This is a genomic window from Acinetobacter sp. L-24, from assembly GCF_056857555.1.
On record NZ_JBSXNI010000041.1, the window covers coordinates 1 to 23,795 of the forward strand.

The 23,795-nt window shown below is 38.4% G+C and carries 22 protein-coding genes and 1 pseudogene; 4 read left to right on the forward strand and 19 right to left on the reverse strand.

Features of this window, described 5'->3' with window-relative positions:
- Nucleotides 1-182: pseudogene (locus AC13CK_RS07995) on the forward strand (IS4-like element ISAba33 family transposase); the annotation flags it as partial.
- Nucleotides 183-482: 300 nt separating this feature from the next.
- Here the strand turns inward: AC13CK_RS07995 and AC13CK_RS08000 are convergent.
- The 19 genes from AC13CK_RS08000 to AC13CK_RS08090 form a co-directional block, all read right to left on the reverse strand.
- Nucleotides 483-935, reverse strand: coding sequence for a hypothetical protein (locus tag AC13CK_RS08000; protein ID WP_005005931.1), 453 nt, complete (start codon nucleotides 933-935; stop codon nucleotides 483-485).
- 5 nt (nucleotides 936-940) lie between these two features.
- Nucleotides 941-1,360 carry a hypothetical protein gene (locus AC13CK_RS08005; protein WP_000145713.1) on the reverse strand — a complete coding sequence of 140 codons (420 nt, stop codon included), beginning with the start codon at nucleotides 1,358-1,360 and terminating at the stop codon, nucleotides 941-943.
- Nucleotides 1,361-1,369: 9 nt separating this feature from the next.
- A complete protein-coding gene (locus tag AC13CK_RS08010; RefSeq protein WP_005005929.1) occupies nucleotides 1,370-1,741 on the reverse strand; it encodes a hypothetical protein in 372 nt (123 codons plus the stop codon).
- Nucleotides 1,738-2,280, reverse strand: a complete 543-nt coding sequence (locus tag AC13CK_RS08015; protein WP_005005928.1) for a hypothetical protein — start codon at nucleotides 2,278-2,280, stop codon at nucleotides 1,738-1,740. The genes AC13CK_RS08010 and AC13CK_RS08015 overlap by 4 nt, the downstream gene beginning before the upstream one ends.
- Nucleotides 2,273-2,779: a hypothetical protein gene (locus AC13CK_RS08020; protein ID WP_005005926.1), complete on the reverse strand. Its 507-nt coding sequence runs from the start codon at nucleotides 2,777-2,779 to the stop codon at nucleotides 2,273-2,275. The genes AC13CK_RS08015 and AC13CK_RS08020 overlap by 8 nt, the downstream gene beginning before the upstream one ends.
- A 12-nt stretch (nucleotides 2,780-2,791) precedes the next feature.
- Entirely contained in the window at nucleotides 2,792-3,880 is a 1,089-nt protein-coding gene (locus AC13CK_RS08025) for a DUF6685 family protein (protein WP_042892355.1), read from the reverse strand.
- Nucleotides 3,881-3,966: 86 nt separating this feature from the next.
- The gene (locus AC13CK_RS08030) at nucleotides 3,967-4,140 is read right to left on the reverse strand and encodes a hypothetical protein (protein WP_164468444.1); all 174 of its coding nucleotides are present in this window, start codon (nucleotides 4,138-4,140) and stop codon (nucleotides 3,967-3,969) included.
- Nucleotides 4,141-4,774: 634 nt separating this feature from the next.
- On the reverse strand, nucleotides 4,775-7,567 hold the full coding sequence (locus tag AC13CK_RS08035; RefSeq protein WP_024160800.1) for a type IV secretion system protein IcmO/DotL: 2,793 nt from the start codon (nucleotides 7,565-7,567) through the stop codon (nucleotides 4,775-4,777).
- A 122-nt stretch (nucleotides 7,568-7,689) separates the two neighbouring features.
- Entirely contained in the window at nucleotides 7,690-10,872 is a 3,183-nt protein-coding gene (locus AC13CK_RS08040) for a hypothetical protein (protein WP_482831068.1), read from the reverse strand.
- Between the two features lie 61 nt (nucleotides 10,873-10,933).
- Nucleotides 10,934-12,136, reverse strand: coding sequence for a hypothetical protein (locus AC13CK_RS08045; protein ID WP_058952613.1), 1,203 nt, complete (start codon nucleotides 12,134-12,136; stop codon nucleotides 10,934-10,936).
- Between the two features lie 10 nt (nucleotides 12,137-12,146).
- Nucleotides 12,147-13,034 (reverse strand): HNH endonuclease signature motif containing protein, encoded by an 888-nt coding sequence (locus AC13CK_RS08050; protein ID WP_482831069.1) that lies wholly within the window; start codon nucleotides 13,032-13,034, stop codon nucleotides 12,147-12,149.
- Between the two features lie 110 nt (nucleotides 13,035-13,144).
- Nucleotides 13,145-13,558, reverse strand: coding sequence for a hypothetical protein (locus AC13CK_RS08055; protein WP_024160796.1), 414 nt, complete (start codon nucleotides 13,556-13,558; stop codon nucleotides 13,145-13,147).
- 167 nt (nucleotides 13,559-13,725) lie between these two features.
- The gene (locus tag AC13CK_RS08060; protein ID WP_482831070.1) at nucleotides 13,726-14,301 is read right to left on the reverse strand and encodes a hypothetical protein; all 576 of its coding nucleotides are present in this window, start codon (nucleotides 14,299-14,301) and stop codon (nucleotides 13,726-13,728) included.
- A gap of 10 nt (nucleotides 14,302-14,311) precedes the next feature.
- Nucleotides 14,312-15,193 carry a hypothetical protein gene (locus AC13CK_RS08065; RefSeq protein WP_024160794.1) on the reverse strand — a complete coding sequence of 294 codons (882 nt, stop codon included), beginning with the start codon at nucleotides 15,191-15,193 and terminating at the stop codon, nucleotides 14,312-14,314.
- 5 nt (nucleotides 15,194-15,198) lie between these two features.
- Complete coding sequence (locus AC13CK_RS08070; protein WP_482831071.1) at nucleotides 15,199-16,710, reverse strand: DotG/IcmE/VirB10 family type IV secretion system protein; 1,512 nt, start codon at nucleotides 16,708-16,710, stop codon at nucleotides 15,199-15,201.
- A 21-nt stretch (nucleotides 16,711-16,731) separates the two neighbouring features.
- Nucleotides 16,732-17,679: a DotH/IcmK family type IV secretion protein gene (locus AC13CK_RS08075; protein ID WP_005005900.1), complete on the reverse strand. Its 948-nt coding sequence runs from the start codon at nucleotides 17,677-17,679 to the stop codon at nucleotides 16,732-16,734.
- Between the two features lie 13 nt (nucleotides 17,680-17,692).
- Nucleotides 17,693-18,376: a DotI/IcmL family type IV secretion protein gene (locus tag AC13CK_RS08080; protein ID WP_005005897.1), complete on the reverse strand. Its 684-nt coding sequence runs from the start codon at nucleotides 18,374-18,376 to the stop codon at nucleotides 17,693-17,695.
- Nucleotides 18,377-18,386: 10 nt separating this feature from the next.
- Nucleotides 18,387-18,674, reverse strand: coding sequence for a hypothetical protein (locus AC13CK_RS08085; RefSeq protein ID WP_024160792.1), 288 nt, complete (start codon nucleotides 18,672-18,674; stop codon nucleotides 18,387-18,389).
- Complete coding sequence (locus AC13CK_RS08090) at nucleotides 18,675-19,904, reverse strand: hypothetical protein (RefSeq protein WP_227555108.1); 1,230 nt, start codon at nucleotides 19,902-19,904, stop codon at nucleotides 18,675-18,677.
- A 1,078-nt stretch (nucleotides 19,905-20,982) separates the two neighbouring features.
- Here AC13CK_RS08090 and AC13CK_RS08095 point away from each other — a divergent pair.
- From AC13CK_RS08095 to AC13CK_RS08105, 3 genes are read left to right on the forward strand one after another with little or no spacing between them, the layout of a single operon-like run.
- Nucleotides 20,983-21,429: a DotD/TraH family lipoprotein gene (locus AC13CK_RS08095; protein ID WP_024160790.1), complete on the forward strand. Its 447-nt coding sequence runs from the start codon at nucleotides 20,983-20,985 to the stop codon at nucleotides 21,427-21,429.
- Between the two features lie 37 nt (nucleotides 21,430-21,466).
- Nucleotides 21,467-22,276 (forward strand): type IV secretory system conjugative DNA transfer family protein, encoded by an 810-nt coding sequence (locus AC13CK_RS08100; protein WP_482831072.1) that lies wholly within the window; start codon nucleotides 21,467-21,469, stop codon nucleotides 22,274-22,276.
- 27 nt (nucleotides 22,277-22,303) lie between these two features.
- Nucleotides 22,304-23,599: an ATPase, T2SS/T4P/T4SS family gene (locus tag AC13CK_RS08105; RefSeq protein WP_024160788.1), complete on the forward strand. Its 1,296-nt coding sequence runs from the start codon at nucleotides 22,304-22,306 to the stop codon at nucleotides 23,597-23,599.
- The last annotated feature ends 196 nt before the right edge of the window (nucleotides 23,600-23,795 follow it).

Below are 23,795 nucleotides of genomic sequence, written 5' to 3' on the forward strand. Positions count from 1 at the left end.
ATCAAAAAAAAGCGATAAAAATAAAGAAGCATGGACGACTCTCAATGAGTTTATTTCGCTATGGTTTAGACTATGTTCAAATGGCGATTCAGCGTTTAATTGGTTTTGGGAAAAAAGAAGAGTTTAAGGAAATTTTGGCAATTTTAAGAAAGCAGAATCCTGATAGGATAAGGGTTCTGTGAAATTTGTCGTGTACAGAGGTTCATTTTATAAACCTTTCAATAGTTTTGTAGCTCTTTATACATTTGATACCGCGTATAGCAGATATATAACACGGCGATGTTAATAGAGATTGCATGAAGAATGATGATCAGGTTGGCACCCGATAATTCATCATATAAGGGCGAATAAAACGCATAAACGACTGAGAGTTCAGACATTAAAATCCAAAAAAAGCGGATAGAGGGGATATATCTAAAAGCTTCACTTTTTGCTTAATTTGTTTTTGCTGACTCATATTTCTCACCATTAGATTACAGCCATTAATATTGATTAATGATTTCATCCATCACATAAATTGAGTAGTTGTACTGGTCTAAGCGATATTTGCTTTCTTCAGTATGTTCACTGGCCAATGCTTGTAGTTGAGTTTCGTTCATGGAAGAAGCATAGCGGTTACGGATTGATTTAAGCTGGCTCAATTCTAAACGTCCAGTACTCTTGGTCAGATTGCTGACAGTTGTGAATAGATCCTGGTCATATTCTTGCAATTCACCATACAGCCAAGCAAGGTGTTCTGCATTGATGTATGGGTTATTTTTTTCATAGTAGTTTTTCAGTTTGAATAAACTCAAACCACATATGAACACAGCAACCATAAGGCTAATGACAAGCCCCTCACCGAGTTTAAGTAGGTATAGGAATATAAAGATACTAATCACGCCAATGGCAATAGAGATATATCGCATGGTTTGATTTTGGAACATTTCTAACATGGGCATTACTCACTTTTTGTAATGTTGTTTTGATAAAGATGGTCTATTTGAGCGATGGCAAGTTTCATGCGTTCCGTGGTGCAAGTCAGGTCGTCATCAAAACGATGGTTGAATTCAACAATCCCCTGTTCTTCCATGTCTTGCATTTCACGCTTAGCATTACTTAAGCCTTTTTCTATACCAACCAGATTCAAGTTAAAGAAGTCTTCTAGTAGCTTTTCACTCTCAATGATTTGTTTGAGCTCAGTAACATAGACTTCAGTTTTCTTTTTGCTGATTTCCGCAGCCATCGCATAACGAAAGTTGCCGTTTACAACAACAGTTTTGAGATCTGGTGAATATTCGTTGTATTCACTTGGAATTCGACTAACGGACTGGACGGCGTGACTCCAGCCATACTTCTGAAAATATTCAATTCCCGTCATGGTATATACCTACGATTGTTCTTTTTTAAGTTCAATAACAGCCAATAACGCTTTGTTTTGGCGTTCCAATTCATATTGTTTTTGACGGTCTACATTTTGGCGATCGAAAAGTTCTCTAATCTGCTGTTTGTAGTGGTTGTCATAGTACGAATAGGCTTTACGTTCTGCTTTTCTACGTGCAATGCGAACTTTGGGATGCCAGTTGAATTCTTTGTCGTCTGCATAACCCCTCATGAACTCAACCAGTTTGCTATCACCACGCATTTTACAAACCTTAATGAAGCCCATTTCTAAAACTGTAATTGGCGCACGGCGCGGATCTCCAAACTCCCAACGCCGTTTAATCCCAAAGCCACACATCTCTATTTGAACCGTAATCATGGTTTAACCTTTATCAAATGTTTGAGCTTCTGGATCTTCGACATTAAATCTGGACCATCACTTTCATGGTAAACAAGGTGTTCATTAACGAATGTGATAAAAGCATCCAATTCAGTTTGAATCGTTGCCAATTGATTGCGTAACCACTGGCATGTGGCTTCATCTTGTTTTATCGCCGTTTCAAGCAATCCTCTCGCATGTTCATAGGCATTTGCCTCACCTTGCGCCACCATATCTGCAGATGATTTCCAATCGCCCCATTTCTTATTCCAAAAGTCATCGAGCAACTGCAGTAATTTTTCCACTTCCAATTGGTCATCGCTGATGGCTGGTGTTTGCATTTGATAGATAGATTTTTTAGTTTCTACTTCACTTTGCATCCAACCATCACGAAAAGCTTCCCATTTCGCCTGATGCACCCAAGAAGAATAATTGCCACTGGCCAACAGACTACCGACCACGCCGTATCTATTTTCAAAAGCGCTACGAGCTTCAATTTCTGAAGCAATGTTTTCATTAGTATTTTGCGTATCAATCATGCTGACTATCCCCATGAAGCAAAGGCACTTGTAATGAGATTTTTGTTTCCTTCATCTCATGAAGTTTTTGAATCGCACGTTCTGGATCTATCACCCATGCATCAAAGAGAAGTTGAGTGACAAAAGAAAACTTCTCACCAACTTTGCGGAACGGTGCGCCGTGGCTATTCAGGAATTGTTCAAACACAAGATATTGCTGTTCGATGGCCTGGTTAAGTTCAAACAGGTCAATACAGCCCTCTAGTAAGTTGTACTCACCTGAAGCATTCGGCATAAACATCCATTTACGCTCATGGGTTAAGCCATCTACATGTAGGTAGGCATGTTTGTTGAGACTAGTCCACTCAGGTTTCATCATGACGTAGGTGTTGTACTCGTCATCTTCAAGATAGTTGTAGTGGGTAGCATCAACGGGTTTCTTTGCTAAAACAGAAATGGCCTGTTCAAGTGTCAGACCGAGAATGAGTGCATGTGGTGTAGTTGATGATTGGTGATCCATATTCCCTACCCCTTAGATTGTCGGGCTAGTCGGTTTAGGACCACTCAAACAAACTTCGTTTTGAACGTGATTGTAGATCTCAGCCAAGTGAGGGCGTGTGCTAAAAAATTGATCTTTTGATGTATCAGAGAGGTTAGCACTCATGATGGTGAGTAGTGCTTCATTTTTGAATTGCGCTTGAACCGCCGTCTTTAATGCACCATTCAATGAAGCATGCAGATTGTTGAATAGCGAAATAACACGGGCATTCTGATCATTCTTTTTGAAGAAGATAAAATTAACTTCACGTTCACGGAAAAACACCAGCTGATATTCAAGCCCTGATTCTGATAAATCATTCCCCATATCAATCAATGCATCATCTGGTACGGCGAACGCAGCGTATTTTGAATCAAAGTTTTGAAGTGCTTTATTTGAGATTAGATTCAAACTTACTTTGCCTTGAATCGGCACACATTGGCTCAGTTTCTTAGCCAAGTAATGTGCAGCAGCCATGTGATGTGATCCACCAGCATTTTGAACAAAAATCTTAGGACTCCAGCCATAGATAAAAAATTGATCAGTGGTTGTATCTGGAGAGTTCAATAAACGGATTTCTGGCCATAACAACATTCGATCTAAATTTTCCATACTCACATCACTAATGTAATCAGGGCATGCGTTTTTTACAAAATCATCAATGCTACGGTACTGGCTTAAATCCGACTTGGAATTTGAGAAGCCCCCAATTTCAGATAGGTCAAGTAAGCATGGTGTTTCAAGATGAATGATTTCTGCAAAAATCGGGTTAAATACTTCAGCCAATTCTTCAGCAAAGGTAGAGATGTAGAACGGCTTATGATTTTGCGTATCTTGACCAAGGTAGCTGATGGAATCGTTATCTTTGGCATGTGGATTCAAAACAATGTTTTTGCCTGGTACAAAATTAGTAGGAGATATACCAGTCATACAAAGAGAATCTTTGATTTGATGAAAAGGGAAAACATCGGTCATGGCGATGCTGTCAGAATTGACTAAACGGGTATCAATAAAGGGTTTTAACTTGAGATTCTTATAAAGCTTATGTTTTGCTGAAAATACCGAAAGTAAAGTGTCTAACATTTTAAGCACTCCATTGATTAATGCTTTTTTAAAACTAATAAAGATATATTAATACAGAAAGTGCTTATAAGTATTTTTTTGGAAAATTAATTTAAGAATTGCGGTTGAGGGGTATTAGTGGCAAGTGGTTGTACGGCGTTGTTATCGACAGACTTTGAGTACTGTTGCACTTCAACAATTCGCACACCTTTAACGTGTAAACGTGTTTTATAGTCAGTCATTCCAAGTGTTTGTAAGTCGTTTAGCTGTTCTTTAGTCATTGCCTATATCCTGTATATTGGATGTAATTAAAGGGCAATTTAATTGATGTATTAAGGATTGTAAAGGGTAAAACACAGTTTATTAAACTTTTTATGAAATGGTATATACCGACTAAGCCTAAAACAAAACAAGGTTTTAAGAAGTGGTTTAGTTATGTTTAAGAATACGCACGTTAAAGCCAAGTTATTATATTAAAATACATCTAAACTAGGGTTAAAACCAAACTGGATGCCAATATGTATTCAAACATTGAAACTTACGCCGTGGACCTATCCAATGTACCTAAAGCTATCTCTTGCTTGAATATGTATGACTTTCAAACGTTAGCACTAGGACCAACCTTTTACCCCGATTTACACTTGCAGATCGCCACATTCCATATACGGCGTTATTGGTTGCATTTGATGTGAATGCGTCTGAAAAGTTTCGCTTACTCGAAATGATAGTGCCTGAAGCCATTCCGCTGTCGCAGTTGTTGTTATTGGCCATATTCAATGAAACGCCGTATAAGAGCGAATATTAAATAGCCCAATACATGCCGAGTGATGAATTAAGGCGTATTAAGTACAAACAGCTCACCCAAAAAAAACTAAAGGCTGGATAACCAGCCTTATGTCTCCTACATGGATGCGTTTAGTCATCCTTTTTTTTGATTGTAATGCCTGATCGTAATGAAGCTGAAGAACCTTTTGAACCAAGTATCACCAACAATTTTTCAAAAGTAACGCATTCGTGCGAGAACGGGTTTTTCATCAAAGCTTTTTCAAACTTAGCTGCATACTGTTGTTCTACGAATTCCATTTCATTTTGAGTGCTATGTGAGATGGCTTGATCAAGACTGGCTTTGTTTTCCGCAATGTATTGTGTCTGATCTTCAGGTTTTACATGGCGTGGCATCTGAACAAGCTGATATTCAGTAATTGGCGCAACGGTTAAGTCATATCCTGTTAGGATCTCTTTCAATTCATCATAGTAGCTGTCTAGGTTCATTGGTGTGATTAAGGCGCGAGTCACAGCTTCAACATCACTTTCCTGTTGAGCCTGTTCAGGTTCGCTTATACGTTCACCATAGATATTAAATTCAGCATCAAGATCCGCATTGTTGTAAGCACCAGCTTGTACTTGAGGTGAAATGTCAGAATCTTTACCGAAGTACTGGAACTGTTTTCGCTTCTCAATAATCTGGTCTTTAATGTTTGCTTCTTTTTGTGCTGAAACAATACTTTCACGGTGTTTTTGTTCTTTGGAGATTTCACCTTTCGCCGTGGACGAAGACATTACTGTTCTTTGTCCAGGTGCCATCCCTTCAGGTGTGATGGATTCAAGACGTCTTGCTTCAAGAATCTGATGTACAAAATCTTGAGTAAAGTCTTTTACCGTGTTGTTGTTTTCGTACAAGGTGTTATTGAGCTTTCTGCAGATCTCAAAATCACCAAGCGCCGTGACATTGGCAGATGAATTGTTGTCTGTCAGTAGCGTATGTTTTTCCTCAATCTCATGAATGAAGTCTTCAATTTTTAAAGTAGGATCGTAGATTTCAGATTTTTGGATATTGAAGATTGGGCAAAGGTCATTTAAGCGTAAGTACTTGGGTTGAGCACCAGCCACATAGAACGCCAACATTGATACGATTTTAACGTCTGAAGTTTTACCACCTTCCCCTTTAGTTGATATGAGCAAGGTAAATTCGCCGTTGTGCTGTCCGGCAATTTGTTCAATGGTCACACGTTTTTCTTTGGCGAACTGGACTTCTGTTTGTGGTACCGAACGGTTGAATACTAGACCTTGATACATATTGATTGAGTTAACTTTACCTTGCCACTCTTCACCAGCAAAACCATCAACCAATTTGTATGTTGTACTTTCAGCACCCGAAGTAGTACGTCCAATGGCTTTAACGGTCGTGTTACCCCATGTAGCAGCTGCTTCCTCTTTAGATCCACGTTCAATATCTTCAAATGTTTGAGCACCGAACGTAATAGAGAAGTTAAGCGAACGTGCCTGAGCTGGTAAAACCGAAGCACCGACAATAACGATGTAGCCCCATTCGTCCAAAAATAGCTTAAATGAAGTAGTGGCGTTGGTTGGTCGTGCGTCAATAATGGCACGGCGTAAACCTTCCATTTTGTTACCAAGGGAACCAGCCATCATTTGTTTAATTGAGCCAATGATTAATTTTCCGAGCATTTTGAGTGAGTCTGGTGAACGCTCAAGAGCTGGTAATGGCACAGTTAAGATACGGCGGTTAAGTACAACGTCAAAAATATCAATATCACCGCCATGCTCTACACCAAAGATGTGACCGTAGTTAAACGTCAAGTCGTTAATCGCTTTGGTTAACTGCATGGTGATATAACCGTGTTGCTCACGGGTTTTGGTTTCTTGTTTCTTTAACTTTTTAGGGTTGCTTGAATAACCAGGTAATGAAACGAGGTAGCCTTGAAGTTGTTCAGCCACACGTTCAAAGTCAATCCCGTATTTATCGTTATGACAAAATACCAATTCTTCAAGTGCTTCAAGTTCCATGTATTGCGTGAATACTTTTGGTGAAAGCTGAATGAAGCCATTGTCACGTAGATAGACCAAAACTCGTGTAAGTGCGGCGATAAAGGCCATCGCACGACCTTTCCACATGTCACCACCGCCACCGCCTGAGTCATCAAGCAAGTTGATCAAGAATTCAATCAACATCCCTGAGCTGGTGTTGCTCATTTGGTTCATTGAGTTGGTCATCTTGTCGGTTTGTGCACGTAGCATGTTACGACCTGATGTAATGAAGTTGATCGTTAATAGATCCTCATTACGCCCAAAGCGGTTACATAAACGATAGTGGTCTTGTTGAGCCTTGGTATCACCTTTTGCGTCTACAAAGATATAACCTGAGTTTTGTACGTACTGGTTGGCACAGTTACCTAGCATGTATTCTGTTTTACCCGAACCCGTAGTACCTAACACAATTTGATGTGTACGGTCATCGGAGTTAGATGCATAAACAGGTAGACCAGTTTCACGGCAACGACCAAGGTAAGTCACACCCTCACCTTGTAGCTTATCGCGATTGGTACGTGCGTATTCCAAAAAGGCTTTTGGATTGTCCAGTACGTCATCTTTTACGCGTGATGTAATGTCAGTTGACGCATCCAGTGAGTTTGAATGCAACGGCGCACGGAATGGCCACTCAAAAAAGTAATCATTCGGATGTGTGTAGCGTTTTAATAGGTAATACGCGATCCCTATAAATATCTCACCGCCAAACGGAACAACAAACAAAATAACTGCAATAGCACCAAGAACGCCAACCAAATAATTAGCGCCGTCTGGCGCTGTAAGTTTTAAATGGATTTTCTCTAAGCCTGATCGTGTATCACGCTTAAGCGAACTAGGTCTGAACTTTGTTTGTGTGCCGTATTTTTGTGTAGAAGCCATACTTTGCGACCTACTCTTTTATCTTCAGGATAATAGGCAAAGTCGTTGTTTAACGACCTTACCCATATCCAAGCACTTCAATGTATATACCAATTAACGCAAATCTATATAGCTGATTGGAGTTAAGAAGAAACAGCTTCAGACTTACGTTGGTTCAGTAATTTTTTCTTCATGTTTTGCTCAAGTTCATAGCGTTGATATTCAACAACCATCTCTTGTGCCATGGTAGAAATCACTGAAGCAGTTGCTTTGTTTTCGTCAAAGTCCGTGCCTTTATTTTTGGCATTTTTCTCAATCATGGTACGCCGTGTCTTAATCTGATTCTTCGCACCTTTTGGATAGAATTGTGCAAGGACCTTCAACGCCTTACCACGTTCACCGATAAGGTCATACGTGTAGTTACGGAGCGCACGTTCATCGGGATGTGTACTGAGTGACCATAAAAGGATTGGACCAAGTGAAACGGTATATAAGCCCGAACATTCCATTTTTTCGAGTTTAATTTTACTGAAGTACGTTAAGCCTTGATCTGAGAAACCTACGTTACCTGAACCAAGCGCATCCATTTCTAGTTGAGTTAGACCGATGCTGTCACGAATAGCTTCACGAGATTCGCGTGTACCAGGATCGACAATCACATACGCCGTAGCAAAGCCCACCAAGTCTTTAAAGTCTTCTACTTTGTGAGATGCCAAGTTAAGACGAGCACCCCATTTACGCAATGTACGTGCGTCTTCAGCCAATTCTTCTAATAGGATTGGATCGCCTTTCGCAACGTGCAATTCGTCATAAGACATAATTTTGCGGTCTTCAAGAAGCTCATTAATCAGTTGGGTTGCATATTCACGATAAGCTTGTGGGAATTTTGGAATATCGTCACGGCTCACGGCGAACTTACGTTTAATGAACATCCGTACAATCTGGAAGAATAGCGATGTAGTTTTAGGATCTGATGATGTCGCAACTTCGTTTAAGTCGATAGAAGCTACACGAGCGTTACCAATGTCAAAGTTGGTGTGATAGAAGAATGCTGGATAGGTATTTTGTGCAGCCATAATCTGATGCGCCAAAAAGTCCAGTGCTCGTTCATTATCAATATGAACATCACTCCAAACATCTAAAATTGATGAATCAGAAAGTGTTTCAATCATATCGCCAATAGTCGGCATTGCGTAACGGTGAGCCAACGTGCGTCCACGGATCTCATTCAATGAATGGAAAAGATCACGTAGAGCGTAATAAGAAATATCCTTACCTTGTTCAGAATGTGGCTCAATCAGTCCGTGTTTTTCCATGATGCGATCTAGTTCTGGATCTGCAAAGCGCATGTACTTACGTGCTTTATGATCAGCATTCGTATCATCAGCAAAATAGAATGTACGGCGTAGGACCGCACCAATAACGTCAGAAGTGTTTTTGGCTGGTTGCCCTTTCAATTCAGGCGGTGTTACCAATGAACTTAAAAACGCTGTCATTTGACGCATTTCGTAGTTCAACGGGTAGCGTAAGCCCATACTGAATTCAAGCGGATTAATCGCTTCTTCTTTTGAGTTTTTAATACGCTTATAGATGGCATAGTGACGTAGCTCTTCAGGCAATGAATCTTGCACTGTTTCTACTAACCCACGGCTTGACTCACCCACATCGACAATATAGGTCAACGGGATACGTTCGTTACCAGGCATCATGATGTCCTCAAGCATGCCTTTGTTCATTGTGACCGATTTACCCGTACCCGGTTTACCAATGTTAATAGTCGTCCATACAGTCACTTCATTTGAGAACGAATCAAGAATAATCAGTTTACCGTCTAAGGTTTTGTTGAGCTGATGCCCTTTATGGAATGGTGAGTTAATACGTGTCAGCGGTAACATGTAGAACACATCAAACAACGGTGCTGGTGAAATAGGTGCGTGATTACGTACCATCAAGCCCGGTATATGTGATGCCCAAGTCAAAATAGGATCGCCAGACTGTTCCATGACTTTTGCACCGCCCCACGCTTCAAAACTCTTCCAAAGCTTTTGGCGCCGTCCTACAAGAATGTTTACACCATCTTCAGTATTCGGTGCCCATGTCATCATGGTCATTTGCAGACCAGCAACAGTGTCTACTTGATCTAGGTCATTTTTAGTGGCCATCAAAATGTTACCAGCATTACGAATGGCTTTGTTTTGTGCCGTCATAAAGTGAATAACGCTTGATAACGTGCGTTTCATCATGGTTCCAGCCATACCATCACCAGTAATACAGTAACTCACCGCATATGGGATAGAACGGATGTTACCGTTAGTGTCGTGCGTTTTGGCCTGGTGTAGTAAGCGGAATAGCGTTTCAAACGTATTCGTCTTAGCTGGATATATATCTACCATCAATGGCGCATATACAACGCCGTCAGTGATAACACTTCCCACTGGATAGAATGAACCTTGACTTGTACCAGGTAAGATCGCATTCGTCATGAGTTGTTCTGAGATCGGTTGATACAAAACGTGTGACGCATCATGTTCTGATGGTATTTCTTTCCAACGCATCGGTAAGCGTGTATTCAACATCGGCACAGACAAGGTGAAGTCATCTGAAGTTGAATGTGAGGCAATTTGTTTTTTAATCGTTAGACCAGCTTCAACAACATTCAATACTTCATAGATTGCTGGAAATTCTTCAGTTGAGAGTGAGTTTAAGAATTGTGAGACAAAAGACTCATGGTGTACGTATAAGCTGTCCGATGATTTAAGCATGTCTTGAGCATTGACCGTACTTGGCATTGTAATTTGCGACAGTAGCTTTTTACGGTTTTTTGAGTCTTGAGCTTTATCGATTGGCGATAGTAAGGTTGGCTCAGAGATTAAAGCGATATAACAGCTTTCGTTAAATACACCGCCTGAAATGGTTTCTGTCATTTCATCAATGATGATGTCTAGATTCATCGCACAACGCGCCGTGGTCGCCTTTTGCATGACGTTCAAGTTATGAATCGCGTATGGCGTCTCATGGTCTACTTTGAACGCTAGATGAATCGTATGTCCACGGTCTTTGAAGTAGTTACGCATGTTGCTCGTCATCAAACCAATTTGACGGCTGAATGCATCACCACTAATTAAACTCTTAATCCCCTTATATTCGATGATCGTAATCATTGCACCAGTTTTTGTGACAAACGTATGTTCGTCCGATACTGTTTCTAAATCGCAATAATCCTCTACGTCAGCTTTCATGCTTTGTAGGAATAACATCAATATAATTTCAATCTTGGAGTAACCAGTCTTATTATAACCAGACTTCTCAGCTTTCTTCTTACTCATTTAAACACCTTTATTAATTCACCTTTCTACGTCTATCTTTGATTAGACATGCCTTTAAGCATTAAGCACTAAAAAACGGTAATTCTCTTAAAACGTTAATCGCACTGTCGAAATCCTTATTTTGAATTGCGTCTTCAAGACTTTTAACAGAGGGTTTTAAGCTTGTATCTAAAACCAACCTTAATAAAAGTTCATAGTAGGTACTGTTAAAATGGATATTATCATTTTTTGAATTAGTAAATACATCAGTTTTAACGGTTTCGTCCTCTTTTAATTCGACATACTTCTTAAAACTATTTAGGTCAAACACTAAACCCTTATTAAGCAGTTGCCAAAACACCGTTTCTAAAACCTCTTGGCTTTCCCCTAAAGTACCCACCTTGAAGTTTAAGGAACCTGTATTTTTAAGTTGGAAGTGAACCTTATCAAGCTCTATGTAGATCTCTTTGTTCTGGTATAAGCCCTGTTCGTGGAAAACTTTAGACACCGATAGCTTTAAGTTTTGGTATATACAATAAGTTTGCAGCGAACTCATTTTTAAGTTGCCCGTATCTATCTGGTTTGTCGCATCTTCTACGGACGTTGGTAGGTGTATCATCGGAAAGTAGCGTGTCAGTTCTTCAGACAGTTTCTTTTGTTCCAAAACGCTTATAATTGATAATGGATTGTCAAATCCAAAGTTGGTGCTCAGTAATTTCTTATGCTTCACACTCACACTTTGCTTAACCTGTATTTCAACGTCTAAGCCACTCAGCGCCGTTATTTTGTTTAGGTGTACCAAAGTGTCATCCAACAGCAAACAATCGCTGTTAACGGGGATATTCATCAACAGTAGCGCTTTAATCAGTGGATCTTGAAAATGCCCCGTTGTGTCTTCACCAGTTGTTGTCTGATTCCCTATCGCTATATGTACAACATGGAGTAGCAATAGCGTGTTAGATGTATGGCCAGTGTCCCGTGTCGTTGGTATATACAAATCGTTCAGGAAGTTGAAAGCCTCAGTACCTATAACGCATAAGCGAAATATCGATAGCTGATCGTGCGTTTCCTTTGGTAGTGCATCTATCCCAAGTTCCCAATGTTTGTAGATGTATGGACCAATAAATGAGTATTCATCATCATTCAATATGTCCGTCTCAAATACGCTATCCAATACCGCTATATCATTCACTATGTCAGGCTTAAATGGCTGTAACACTATGCCCGATATAACCTCTTCTAAGCTCATATCTATGTATTCGGTATCTGCTAAGCATTCTGTCATTTTTGTGAGCTCACTTATCACCCAAACCCTTAAATACATCTAGTGTTTGGTAGTACTCATACTGCTCGTCAGTAAAGATATTCGGGGAAAATACTATGTAGTGGTTTGGCAGAGTAAAGCTCTCGTATGCTTCGTCTGATACCTTTTCCAAAGCTTTTGCGAGTTGATACAAAGAAAAGTTTTTGTTCTCTTTGATGGCATTCAAATACCACTCTTTGTACTTGCGGAGCTGGTCTACGTAATCAACGTTCGCTACCAACATATCTTCTTGCTTGGCTTCTTCATATTCAGCCATTGTGTTGAACTTAATGTCCGTGAAGTACAGTTGGGTATCAATGCTTTGGGCTCGTGTCTTAATCGCATTAAACGCCTGTATATCCTCAAACATATTACGTGCGTATTCTGCTTCAGACATCTTTGTAGGATTAGGGCGTTGATGGCGCTTTAACGGCTCTACAAGCAAGCTTTGGCGATGTCGCCGTGCGAACTTAGCAAGCTCAGGATCTTGGTTGTCAGACTTATGCGATAACACCAGTAATGAACGTTGATATTGATTAAAGATCTCTTGAGGTATGTTCGTACTCAATACGCATATTTCAGCTTTCTTTTCCAGTGATAGTGCAAAGATGTGGTTTTGTGCATGGCATAGCGTACAGACCGCTACAATGTTCTCAGCCGTATGATTGCTATGATCGCCGTCTAAGTGATGTGGCTCTAAAAAGTATTCGTCATAGAAATCACAAAAATAGCATTTAGCTGGTTGTGAAGACATTATTTGCTTTATTGTCTCATTGGTTTTAAAACCATCATGGATAGTTTTATCTTGACGTATCTCTTGCTTGTCGTTTACGCCGTTAATAGGTCTTAAAATACCAAACTTACGGTTTATATGTTTCACTTAAACCCCTTAATACTATTAAGTAAGGTCTAATTAAAACATGTATATACTATTTTTAAAATAAAAAAAACGCAGCCTAAGCCACGCTTTTAAACTTATTTATTATTATATTACGCTTTACCAGTGATAGTGTTCGCAGCAGAGAACATGATGAAGCCTACGATTGATAACGCACCACCTACACCAATACAGATCCAAGCAGTTTTCTTTTTCTTTTGTTGATCTTCTTCTGATGTATACATCATATACAAACCAGTACCAACTAAGCCTAAACCAAGCACCATGAACACTACGATTAAGAATTTATAAACGTTTTGACCTAATGTTTCACCACGGCCTAAGATTTCATTCGCATCAGAACCAGCAGCGTGTTTTCCGTAAGCTGTACCACCTGGGTTCCATGTGCCAGTGTTTGCATATGCAACTTGACCCATTAATGCAGAAACAAAAGCTAAAAACATTACTTTTGCGCGGAATGCAGTCGCTTTTACAGTGCGAACTGAGTGTTTTACTAATGATACCATTGTCATTTTCCTTTTATTTAATATACGGGAGCTAATCTCCGCACTGTAATTAAACATTCTTAAAACCCTATTGCTTTAAGTTGCTTAATTTTAAACTTCTCGTTAAATATCTTCAATATCTTATACAAGGTTTTTAAGAAACTCTCACCCTATTTTAAGAAGATTGTTTAAAATATTGTAAAAAAGGTTCCTCCTATTTGTGTTCCAAAGGTATTAACAAAGACATTGTGTACGTCCTGAACGTATACGCATAATACACCTGTTATAATTAAAACCCATGCTTTGCGGTATGTCGCATTGCCTTGAGCATCAATTTTCTCTACAAAACCATATAAGCCACGAGCTACCGCTATAATCCCTACCAGTTGCGTAAAACCTACAACCGCCGTAACGATATATGCACCTAAATCATTAGCACCAGCATTAGGCAAGTAACTTTGTACCGTTACAAGTTCTATGCCATTACCACCAAACAATGAAGAACCTAGTGCACCAATGATATATCCGTCATATCCAAGTGATGCAAAAGCACCACCGATAAGAACCTTCAACAATGCCCCACCAGTGGTAGGCTCTTTCATTCCATGACCAAAGAACTTTTGTTGAGGTGATGATGCTTGCACTAAGTCAAAAAGCGCCGTGCCAGTAATCACCAACCCCGTTACAACAAAGCAAATGCGTATAAAGCTTAGTAGTGGACCGTATATGTTTAATATCGCTTTAACTATATCTAATGCATCCACGCTATTTTCCTTATTTCACCCAAATGGCTTGTTCGTTTTCGTCAACAGCATAGACCGTGCGATTGTCTGGCATCTTCTGACCTACATAGACTGTATATGTATGGTTTTGAGAATCTGTCATCCAAGCGCGATCGCCTACAACCGCAAAAGCATCCAAGCGTTTTGCACCTTTTGGAATTGATAAGGTTTTAGATCCCGATGTACTTAAAGCCTTTTGCTTAGTCTGGTCTTTAGCTATTTTGATTAAACTAGTCTTTAATTCCTTAATTGCCTGTTCTTGCAATTCAACAAGGTTTTTAAGATCGTCATTTTCAGCTTTCAGTTGTTCATTTTTGATTATGGTTTCTGATTGAGCAACTGCAGTTTGTTCGCCGTTTTGTACTTGCCCATGCGCTTGCTCTTTTTCTTTCAAACGTTGTAATAAAATAAGTGCATTCGTACCCTGACTTTGATAGAAGTTAACTGCCTCTATTCCTAGATCAGAATCAATCGGATACGACATGGATTTGTACATAATCATGTATTGACCAGTGGTAGGATCTTTAAACACAATATTTTCATCAACAATGAACGCCGTATCATCAGCAATACTATTGTCCTTTAAAGGTTGTTGATTTTGGTTGTATGTTGCTTGTGTTTGTTGAATGCCTTGACCAACAGTATCAATGGATTCTGGTGTTTGTTCTGGAGCAACTGCCGTGCTGACGTCTTTTGGTTTACTCATTTGTATCCAAAAGAAAGTACCAATCATAATTAAGGCAATAACACCAATAACAATAAGAAGTTTTGGAGGAATACCACCCTTCGCACTACCTTCGCCTTTTTGGGGTTTGCCTTCAGCATCTTTTAGATTTTTCTTTGCCTGTTCAGCAGTCATTTGATTATCAGACATTTCGCTTACCCCTTATTTTTCGGTGTTGTTACGTCAGCATCAAAAAAGACTTCAAATACTTTTCCGCTGTTAACGATATACGTAGTTGGTCGAACTGTTGATGTACGTGCCATGTTCGCCATTTCCGTACCAACGTTACCAATGATGTTCCCGGCAATTTCTTTATCGTTTGGCTCTTCCTTCGTGCTTACAACATTGCCAGTATTTGTGATTTGGGTTGTACCAATGTTTTGATAGGCTTGTCCGTAACCCTCAAAGATTCCAGCAGTAACCATACCGCCAAGCTTTTGCAAAGTGTGTTTTTGGACTTTATCAGCCATGCCCGATTGTTTTGTTCCAAGAGTTAAAGCTCGTACTTGGATTGCATACTCTTCGCCCTTAAACAACATACGGGTAAAGTTAAATTCAATATCCGCAGTATTCAGACCAACAGTACCAATAAGTTTTGCGCCGTTAAATTTACCGCCAATAACAGTAGCAAATAGGTTTTTACCTTTATCAGTATTCACACCTGTATCTAAACGCGCTTTCATTGTTGTACCAGCTTTAATGATTGCTAGTCCTTTAGTAGATTCGCTAGTCGTATTCGCAACGTTCAAGCTTCCAAGGTTTTGTTGCCCTTCCGATGCTTTAGTGTTGTGTGAATATTTATATGTTGAATATCCGTTGACCTTGTTCTTTGTATTAGAAAACGCAGCAAGTTGATCAACAAAAGCAGTTTGACTTAATTCACGCGTTGCAGCATTACGTTCTGCATAAGCAGCTGCTTGTTGGCTATATACACTAGCAACATCATTAGCAGCAGATGAAGCATGTTCATATTGTTGCGCGTAGTTAGTTTGATAAATCGGTGCGTTTTGATTAGCACCGTTTTGTGTTTGTGGTTGTTGTGGTAGACCACCGCTAGTTGGTTGAGGTAATGCACCACCTTGATTTGCCATATTAGCTCTGGCCATCTGGTCAAGTTCAAGCGTAATATTTGGTGTACCACCTGTTGCAGAACCGTTTACAGGTTGCCCATTTGGACCTGTAATAAAATTCTGATCGTTCAGATCGCCGTTTGGATCTTGTGTTGCAACTGTTTTAAATTCGGGCAAATAGCTTTCACCATTTTTGCCAGCTCGAGCAGCTTCTTCAGCTTGTTTTTGACGTACATATTCTACATATTCAGGAGGGATAACATTTGTACCCTGTCCTTGGATTTCTGGTGTAGCAATAGCAACCTGATTATCTAAAGCTAGTTGGTCACTTTTCCCCATTGGGTTAAACATAAAAAAGCCTAATCCACCAACTACTACCAAACCAATAATTGCAACAACGCGAAAGCGCGTATCTGCAAAAACACGTTTTTTGTTAGCAGTTTTAATACTTGTATTTTTCAGTTTTTTAGGTTGGTCTTCTTCTGAATGAACTTGGTTTGCAGAAATAATAGTTTCATCGGTAGCACCTACTTCAGTGCTACGACTAGAATTCTCTTCAATGTCATTCGGGTTATTTTGTTGGTTCGTTGAATCCATTTTTAATTCTCACTTAATGACTTAAAATGCGTCTTCGAGGTAAACAGTTTTAGGTGTACCGCCAGTCGTTGAAAATGTGATGTACTTCAGATCTTCAGAATCTTCATAACGGAAGATCTTCATACCGTTGTTAGCGCGGAAAGAACTCAAAAAGGCTGGTTGAATAACACCAAAGTTACTACGCACATATATATAGCCACCAAACTTCCAAGCACGGACATTAGGACTATCGGTTCGCATTTCAACAGCACCCTCAGGCGCTAAGCCATCCATAAATTGCAAACTCACACCATCTGGAATAATCGATGTTTGATTGCCTGTTGAATACATAGCTTTGGCTGTTGGGCTTCGACCAGGTATACGTGCGTCTACACGAACATCTAAATCACGTTGGCCAGTAGCTAACATCAAAATTACTGGAGCACCCAATCCCTTTAATGTGACCGTTACGTTTCCGAAAGCAGCTGGATCTAATGGTTCGATTGAAAGGATGTTAGTTTCAGGGATTTCGTCTGGCTCTTTTTCGTTTTGCTCACCTAAGCCATCTGAGAAACGTCCACGGTCCAAAGAAATCTTTTCAATGTTCCATGGATTTCCTGAAGAATCGGTAAAGACAATAGTAGATAGCATGCCAGCGCTTAAACGAATTACTGGCGGTTCCTCACCAGGGTTTAATGAAATACCCAAACTACGGGTTTTCGCTTGTGGCGTATTTACATAAGGACTAGAAAGGCTTCGTTTTTGTTGCAACAAAAGTCCTTTAACTATTTTTGTTTGCTCAGGTGTGAACTGCAAACCAACAAGATTGTGAACCTGTCTGTCAATTTCCGATGCTGTATCAACTACCTCAGGTGCAACCAAAGGAGATTGAGCATCCGCAAAAGTATTCGGAGGCATATCAGCAGCATTAACTATTGTAGTTAATGCAGTAGAAGCAAAAAGAGCCAAAGATAATTTTTTCAATTTCATAAGTATCATCCAATTAACGCGCTGGAGTTAACGTAATTGTCTTAACAGCAATACCGTTGTAGTTCAGATAAGAACGTGGATGCTCAACAATAGTAACTGTCGCAATGAAGCGGTGAGTCTCTTTAGGTTGTTTGTCACCTAAGAAGAATTGAGTAGTGATAGGAACACGAACAGTCCAACTAGGTTCTGCAGCATGTAAATCACGGTTTTCGATTTGTGGAACATCAGTAGCAGTAGTTCGCATCGTTAGGTTGTTTTGTACGATTGTGCCAACTGTTTGTGATTGAGCGATTTGCTTCATCAATGAATCTTTACCGCCCTCAGTGAAATACATTGAACCAGCATTGTTAATAACGTCACGCCAGTTCAAGAAATCAAAGTTGTAGACAGAAAGAATTGCACTCTTACCGAATTCAGAAATAACAACGTCAGTAACGCGAGGGTTTTTTGATGCTTCGATTGGACAGATAACCGAGTTATCTACTGTTTGAACAGCTTTGACTTTTGGGTATGCATTAAAGGCAGCAAAAATAATCATCGCAAGAACAGCACTCACGATAAAAGCGAAAAACACGAAAACAAGCCATCGTCTTAACTTTGCAATCTCCTTATCTTTTTCATCCACCTGTTTTCTGAGCCAAAGACTAGGATCACAAGAACCTATTTCAGCGTTTTCATTAGATTTGTCTTTAGACACAACAGCACTCCTATTTCGCTGGCTGATATATAACAGATGGAATTGGACGATCTGATTTAGAGCTAAGCACACACTTAACTGGTGTGCCGTCATCAAAAACCAAAGATTCAAAATCTGTTGTGGTGAGTTTAAAAGCTACAAAACTAAGCGTTGTTAAAACGGTTAAAATGCACAATGAGGCAAACGTACTAACCAACACTCTTAAAAGCCTTGCGTATTTTCTTTTACCTATTATTGATACTTCAGCGTAAGGAGAACCCCATGTTGAAGTAGTCAAATTAGTTTTAGAGTTATCCATTTAGTCAATCACTAAACCCGACTTTAATTCGTCCTTATAATAGTCGGTATTAAACTCATTTGCTATATTAAGATCAAAATAATAAAAGGTATCTAGGTTATTAGCTAAAAGTGTTTTAACAAATTCATGGCTACCATTAACGTTTTCAATAGAATCTAAAGTAGGCTTTATACTAAAACCACTATGGCCTCTCCACTTTCGCCCATAAAAGTTAGAAGCAGTATCTTTACCAGCATGTCCAAAAGCACCAGCTATCACAAACTTATCAATACCCTTTACCTTAGCATTTGCAATACATTGATGCCTTGTACTGTATAAAGTAGGTCGTTGATCTTCATTAGTTAAAACCTTGCCTCTAAGCTTAAAGTAATTGATATAACTTAAACGTAAACGCTCTTGCAGTATTTTAATAAAAGTCTGTTTTTCATCCCATCCAAAGGTATAGCCACTACTTTTATTTAAACTAGATACCTTTCTCACATACCTATTTAGCAAGTTCCAATAAAGGTATATCTTTTCTTGATCTTCATGTTTAAGGTCATCAAGTATTAAATACCTTTTAAGTCCATTAGCCCGACCATGTGTAGCCTTGCCATTTTCCACAATCATGATCAGTTTTGGTCCTTTTACTGCACAACAGAATGAAACGGAAAACCACTCAACAGGACGCAATCCAACAACAAGATTGGCATCAACAAAAGCAACCATCATCCGATCAAACTCACTAACCCTGGTGTTACTCTCGTTCTTATGCTCGAATTCTCTTACCAAGTAGTTGTAAAACGTGCGTTCAAAGTACTTTGTTTTCAGCTCAGAAGTACGCTTAGGTTTGTCCTTATTAGCTGTATATTTTGTGTTAATGATTCTTAAATATAATTCTTCTAAAAAATATTCATCAAAACCAGCATCTATATCTTCATCATTAATAGAGCCATTATTTAGCTCATTAAGCTTTAGACCGATTCCATACACTAAATATGCACGATATGTTCTAAATGTAGATTCCGCGTAATAACCATTTTCAGATTTAGTTTTAAATTCAGAATATATGTTTTCATATAACATTTTTAAATCTAGCTCTGAACTATCTAAATGTTTATCAATTTTTTGCTTAAGCTCAATATCATATTTGGTCTTAGTAGAATACGGAAAATCTTCTATACGACTTGTGTATTCTTTTAATGTCTTTGGATAGCTATTAGGATTCTCAAAACTGCTCACCACTACCACCCTTTATCCACATGCAAAACATGAGCACATACTACAACGTTAAACACCTTTCTAAAAGTACTCGTTAAAACGTTTTTCACTTTAAGCAAAATGTTTTTCACTTTTAAGCCCAATAAATGCGAATGTCTTTTTTGACTCCTCTCTTGTTAGTACAGTGGAAAAATCAAAAAAATGAAGTTGAGAAATCATAAAAACACAGTGGACCTTTTTTACAGTGAAGTGCTTGATATGCATAGTTTCAATAGTCTTTTGCCAGTTGCGATGCCTTAAATTTTTAGGGAAAAATACGACTCTAAGCCTATCATTATTGCAGTTTAATTGGTGTTTAAGGTGTCAAATCTTTATATTTAAGATGCACAGCACTAAACCATAAGGTAGGTTTTTATAAGTAGCAGCTTTAATGTCTTTAAACTTTTAAATTAGGAATGGTATATACCAAGATGCATTTTTTCTTCAAACAGTTTTTATCAATTTATTTAATATTAAAGAAGCTGGCTTATAAATAAATTGCATTATCACCAATAATATTTTTAATATTAATTAAAAAAAGCATATTAACATCTTTATTAATATACTTCTATACTGTAAAATATAAATTACAGTATTAACAATATTTTAATTAAAAAAAGAATAAATGTACTTTGTTATTTTCTGTATAAATTATATTCTAAAAAAAGAATAAAAAAGAATAGAAAAGATAATAAAAAGAATGAATAAGACTATAAAGGAATATAAAAGACGTCTAGCAAACTATAAGAGCTCATTTACTCTCTATAATTGATTGAAAAAAGTACGTTGTATTTCCATTTCAGATAGGTACTACTAAAAAAAAGCATTGTTTTGGACAGACAATGCACTTAAAAAGAGTATTTTTTACAGATTTGTCTTGTTTAGGCCAGGTACGACTGCCTGAAGAACGCCCTTAGATATACGTTAAAGCTTATAAATTAGGTTTAAGCGAGTGCCTAAAAGTCGGCTTTATACCTTTTAAGGGATTTTTTATAATTAATAAAGTGCATTTTAATAGTTTTTAGACTAAAATCATTTTGTCTTTATACCCACTTAATCCGGAGTAAAAATGAAGCACAATAAAAAGCTTTTAAGCGTTCTTGTAATTGGTTTAATGATGTCTGGGTGTGCTAGTCGTGATGTAACGCAATTAAACGTAGCAAGCCCTTTATCTATTATATCTGAAGCATCTCAAGAGGCTTTAATTGCACAACAGAACTTAAAGAACTCTTCTGCAATTCAAATGCAAACTGTTCAGAAGAAACAAGGTAGCATCAACCATGACCTTTTAAATATCGACTACATAGGCGATCCAATACCTTTAATTAAAAGTATTTCTAGCCAATACGGATACCGTTTTGTAGAAGCTGGTCCTACTCATGAGCTTCCAATTGTTAATTTTAATAAAAAGCGTCTTACTGGTGTAGAAGCTTTACGCGATGTTTCTGCATATTTAAATACTGCTTCGATAACTCTAGATCATCAAAATAAAAGTATTTTATTGACTTATAACTAATACCCTTTAAATCCTTTTATACATATCTGGAGTTTTTATGGACTACTCTAATAATGCTTCATTACAAGAGCTACTAAACCCATCTAACCAGTCTTCTTTAGAAGTTCATGTTAGTAATGTTGAACAGCAAGCTCGTTATGAAGCCATGCTTGAATTAGTTAAGCAAAAAGGTATTAAGTTAGGGATCAATACTTATTTAAGCAACGCTCGTGAGGTCATCAAAAGCCAAGAGCGTAACCTTGATACAATCTTTAACTTTAAACCTTACATGATCAAAGATGTTGTTGTTCCCCCGGTTATTATTGAATCAAAAGATGTAACTGAGACACCTAATGCCATGTCGTACAAGACGACTAAGCAGACTTATAAAATCTTGAAACAAGCTCGTTTCAGTACTCGTGCACCTGATTGGCGTCAGTACCTTGTTTTCCCTACACTTGATAGCAATGTTGATTACGTGACTTTCATTCCGAAAGAAATGTTACCAGCTAACGAACAAGAACGAAAAATATGGAAAGAGGCTGCTGCTAAGTCTTATGAAATGGGTTTAGTTGAGGGCCGAAATATTGTTGAAGATGCAGTAGATCGTCTTAAACGAGATTATTTGGGGATGGTTACTTTCCATAAGTTTGTTTTAGAGGGCAAGTTATCAATGCCAGCAATTAGCAGTCAATCACTGGCTGTTTCTTCTACACAAGACACTATTGCTCTTGATATGAAATTGCTTCAAATCCAACAATTACCGCAGTTCAATTCAAATATTGAAACTTGGAAACCAATTCTCCAACCTGAACAAATTGCACCTAGCTATCAAATTCCAAAAATTAACCTTGTTAGCGAACCTTAAGTTCGCTAACTCAATTGGAAGTTTTAAATGCAAATGAAGGTTTCGACATTAAAAGCAAAATCTGCATTATTTGATGTTAACAAGATTAAAGGATCTGAAAATAAGATTCTGACAGCTACCAAAGACATTCGCAAAGACTACGATTCTAGCCGTGGTTTTGGTTTGGCTACATTAACAGCCATAACGACATACAAAGATCCGAAACAAGGGTTTAAAAGTCGCGATGAATTTGAAAGTCTTCTATATGAAGCATTAGCTCATGGTGCTTCAGATATTTTCATTAGTCCAGATCGCCCCATCACAATGATGAAAGACTTGGAGTTATATTCGTTAACACACCGTATTATCAATCGTGATGAAGCTCTACACATCCTAAGAACGATTGCTGATGAAAATGCCTACTTAGTCCTTATTAATAATAAGTTTATTAATAAGGCATATCGTATTCTGCAGAAAGACGCTTCAGGTAAGGAAACTCGTTATAACTTTCGTGTGAACGTATCTCGAACTTCGTATCGTGGATCTGGAGATTCTTTTCAGATAACGTTACGTACAATTTCTGGCATTCCCCCTCACTTTTCAAAAGTGGGTTTAGATGAAGATTTCATTAAAAGATCGCTACCTCACAATGGTTGCTACATCATTGGCGGAATCACTGGTTCTGGTAAAAGTACAACACTAGCTTCAAATATTCGCTATGTGTTGGAAAATAATACTCATATTCGTGGAAATATTTTGACTCACAACGAGCCTATCGAATACGAGTATGACGCAATTGAAAGCACACACAGTATTGTTAGTCAAAGCGAAATCCCCAATAACTTCGAGACTTTTGCGGATGCAAATAGAGAGGCGATGCGTAGACGTCCTGCTGCAGTTGAAATCGGTGAATTGCGAGATAAAGAAACAATTTCTGCAGCTCTAGAACTTTCTTTAACTGGCCATCCTGTTTTTGCAACGGTTCACGCAACCACCGTAGACAAAATTATTCCACGTATGTTGAAGCGCTTTAAGCATGAAGAACATCTTCAGGCTGCAGCTGACATTATTGGTTCAGTTTATACATTGATTGCTCAACGTCTTGTTAAAGATGTGAACGGCAAGGTATTTGCTGTAAGGGAACACTTAATTTTATCACCTCAACTGAAAGAAGAATTGCTTTTAATTGATGATATTCATGCTCAACAGAAGTTTATTCGAGAGTTAATGATTAATTCTGATGGTTCAGATCCAAACATCAGTAAGAGTTTCAGGAAACAAGCTGACGATCTACTCAAAGCTGGTCGTTTGCATGAAGACTACTATTACAAACTGATTTATTAAGAGGCGAATATGGATGATCAATATGCACACTGGTCGCAATTTAGATTAAATCTAATCCTATGGGGCGGTTTAAACGGATATTTGTTTATACCTTTTCTAGCTGTTGTTATTAAGTTTTCCTTGTTCAAACTTATGCTTTTCATCGGCTTGATAGTAGCAACATTGGTTATTGAAAAAGTATTTAAATACAAATACA

Excerpts from the sequence above, each read along its gene's own strand:
- AC13CK_RS08000 (WP_005005931.1), bottom strand. The coding sequence starts at position 935 with ATGTTAGAAATGTTCCAAAATCAAACCATGCGATATATCTCTATTGCC.
- AC13CK_RS08005 (WP_000145713.1), bottom strand. The coding sequence starts at position 1,360 with ATGACGGGAATTGAATATTTTCAGAAGTATGGCTGGAGTCACGCCGTC.
- AC13CK_RS08010 (WP_005005929.1), bottom strand. The coding sequence starts at position 1,741 with ATGATTACGGTTCAAATAGAGATGTGTGGCTTTGGGATTAAACGGCGT.
- AC13CK_RS08015 (WP_005005928.1), bottom strand. The coding sequence starts at position 2,280 with ATGATTGATACGCAAAATACTAATGAAAACATTGCTTCAGAAATTGAA.
- AC13CK_RS08020 (WP_005005926.1), bottom strand. The coding sequence starts at position 2,779 with ATGGATCACCAATCATCAACTACACCACATGCACTCATTCTCGGTCTG.
- AC13CK_RS08025 (WP_042892355.1), bottom strand. The coding sequence starts at position 3,880 with ATGTTAGACACTTTACTTTCGGTATTTTCAGCAAAACATAAGCTTTAT.
- AC13CK_RS08030 (WP_164468444.1), bottom strand. The coding sequence starts at position 4,140 with ATGACTAAAGAACAGCTAAACGACTTACAAACACTTGGAATGACTGAC.
- AC13CK_RS08035 (WP_024160800.1), bottom strand. The coding sequence starts at position 7,567 with ATGGCTTCTACACAAAAATACGGCACACAAACAAAGTTCAGACCTAGT.
- AC13CK_RS08040 (WP_482831068.1), bottom strand. The coding sequence starts at position 10,872 with ATGAGTAAGAAGAAAGCTGAGAAGTCTGGTTATAATAAGACTGGTTAC.
- AC13CK_RS08045 (WP_058952613.1), bottom strand. The coding sequence starts at position 12,136 with ATGACAGAATGCTTAGCAGATACCGAATACATAGATATGAGCTTAGAA.
- AC13CK_RS08055 (WP_024160796.1), bottom strand. The coding sequence starts at position 13,558 with ATGGTATCATTAGTAAAACACTCAGTTCGCACTGTAAAAGCGACTGCA.
- AC13CK_RS08065 (WP_024160794.1), bottom strand. The coding sequence starts at position 15,193 with ATGTCTGATAATCAAATGACTGCTGAACAGGCAAAGAAAAATCTAAAA.
- AC13CK_RS08070 (WP_482831071.1), bottom strand. The coding sequence starts at position 16,710 with ATGGATTCAACGAACCAACAAAATAACCCGAATGACATTGAAGAGAAT.
- AC13CK_RS08075 (WP_005005900.1), bottom strand. The coding sequence starts at position 17,679 with ATGAAATTGAAAAAATTATCTTTGGCTCTTTTTGCTTCTACTGCATTA.
- AC13CK_RS08085 (WP_024160792.1), bottom strand. The coding sequence starts at position 18,674 with ATGGATAACTCTAAAACTAATTTGACTACTTCAACATGGGGTTCTCCT.
- AC13CK_RS08095 (WP_024160790.1), top strand. The coding sequence starts at position 20,983 with ATGAAGCACAATAAAAAGCTTTTAAGCGTTCTTGTAATTGGTTTAATG.
- AC13CK_RS08100 (WP_482831072.1), top strand. The coding sequence starts at position 21,467 with ATGGACTACTCTAATAATGCTTCATTACAAGAGCTACTAAACCCATCT.
- AC13CK_RS08105 (WP_024160788.1), top strand. The coding sequence starts at position 22,304 with ATGCAAATGAAGGTTTCGACATTAAAAGCAAAATCTGCATTATTTGAT.